Raw genomic sequence first — 2,012 nt, forward strand, 5'->3', positions numbered from 1 at the left:
AATCAGGCTCGCCAATACGTAAGGTGACGGGGGTGTTCAAGTAGACCAGAATCGGTGTTCAAGTAAACCAGAATATGCAATGAAGTAGTCAGATGAAGATAGGATTGGTTTAAAGTCTTTTTCGTGTTGGGATACACCAAGTCTTTTTTTGCTTGCTTCTACAGGGTCAAGAAGTTTTCTGGCCCAATATTTAAATTGGTTAATGGAAGGTTTTTTGTTGTCATCATAATGTACGGTATCATAGCCTCCTGTTTTTTCGTTATAGACTTGTTCGGAGTAATGATCATCACACATTTTGTTATATGCATGTTGGTATGTTTGTTTTTTTTTGTTTTTATAGTATTTGTTTAATGCGTTTCGAATGTTTTCTTTTACATCGTCTGTAGCAGGTATGCCAATAGATTTGCCATCGATCTTTGCGCCAACCTTTGTTTTGCTTGTAGATGACCTCCCGATCTTGTCGAACCTTGGAAGAAGACTGTTTTTTCTTCTTCCACCTTGAAAGTAAGTGTATACGAATTTGTAAATGCTTTCGCGAGAACATTTTTTTTCTTTAGATATTGTTTTGACAACTGGGTTTGTTCTGCTGGCATTTAGGAAGTTTTCTATTGAGATGTCGTCTTCGATGATATCCTGTATGATTTCTAGTCTCTTGTCTCTTATTGCTAGCCATTTTTCGTCTATCTCTTGGTCATCAAGCATGGAATGATAACTGTATGTAACAGTGGAGATATTGAGTTGTTTGTTTTTTATGCCTTCTTCAATAATGGTTAGGTTTATACATATTGGTTTTTTGGGTTTTCCTTCGGCATTGATGAGGTAAACAGTATTTGTTATGGGATTGACTAGGATAATAATATAACGTTGATCGATGATTTCTGGATTGCTCATGTCTTCATCGATAGAAGCTTCATCTTGAAGCGGTATGAGCATATTTCCTACAGTAATACTCATTTTTCTTACCTTTGTAACAATCGTTTACTCGATGCCGTCGTGCTTCTTAATAGATGGTGTTTTGATAAATACTGGGAGAAAAAGTTCCATGATTAGATAGGTGGGCATTCCATGCCCGAATGGTTTTGGTTATATTATGAAATAGTCTGATGCTTTTATTATGTTTGTAAGTTCAATTTTCTCAGATATGTCTGTTTTTAATGTTTGATTCCACATGTTGTGGCGAAATAGGCGAACTGAATTTTCATAGGTTATTTTCATTGCTTCAGATATCTCTTTCAGTATGCTGGAAAGCTTTGCTTCTCCTTTAGTCATGATTTGATGCTTAAACAAGGATGCCCAATCTTTAGTGAACTGAACCAGTTCATTATCCAGAGCTGCATCCTGAATAAACCACTTCAGATTATATATCATATTTTTATTGATTGCTTTTTCAGTTATGCATTTTAGGTCTATACCATTTTTCGCATGAGCCAATCTCTCCATTTCCATCAAATGGAGTTTTCTTTTTGTTTCTTTTTTATCTGTAGCTAAATTAGTGCTGTATTTTGCAGTAATGGCCTTACGGATAATTTCACCGCTGGCTACTCTTTGTTCAATGACAAAGTCAGTGCTATAGACAATCGGTGTTGAAGATTGAGGGTAAACAGGATGCCTGATTCCCATCATATTGGCTATTTCTATAGTGTCGTTGCGCGGAAGTAGGGGATACTGCTCATAAATAGCAGTGACGGAAGAATCATACTCCAGCATGAGGTAGATGTAGTACTCGAGGTCGGACAAAAAATGGTGGATGTGGCCTGTCTTTATTCCTTTAACTTTTCTGGATCTGCCAATCGAGGGAACTTCCCTTACTTCCAGCCAAGGTTTGTATTCACCGTTCTCTACAAGTTCTAACCATTCTTTTATCCACCTCTCAACATCTTTCTCGGTAACCTTTCTACGCTTTTTTTGCATGCAAACTTCTCCTCTTAGGCACCTTAAATCCCGCTTAACCTTGGGAATGTGAGCAAGCTGGCCGTACTTTTGGCAACAGAGTACAGTTTTTGCACAAAACG

At 37.4% G+C, this 2,012-nt stretch carries 2 protein-coding genes; both read right to left on the reverse strand.

What is annotated here, in order from left to right; translation table 11 throughout:
* Nucleotides 1–36: 36 nt before the first annotated feature.
* Entirely contained in the window at nucleotides 37–954 is a 918-nt protein-coding gene (locus ABD892_RS10940) for a hypothetical protein (protein WP_345195678.1), read from the reverse strand.
* 129 nt (nucleotides 955–1,083) lie between these two features.
* On the reverse strand, nucleotides 1,084–2,012 hold a 929-nt coding region (locus ABD892_RS10945), incomplete at its 5' end, for a TnsA endonuclease N-terminal domain-containing protein (RefSeq protein WP_345195679.1).

Source organism: Kistimonas scapharcae (genome assembly GCF_039540975.1).
Classification (GTDB): Bacteria; Pseudomonadota; Gammaproteobacteria; order Pseudomonadales; family Endozoicomonadaceae; genus Kistimonas; species Kistimonas scapharcae.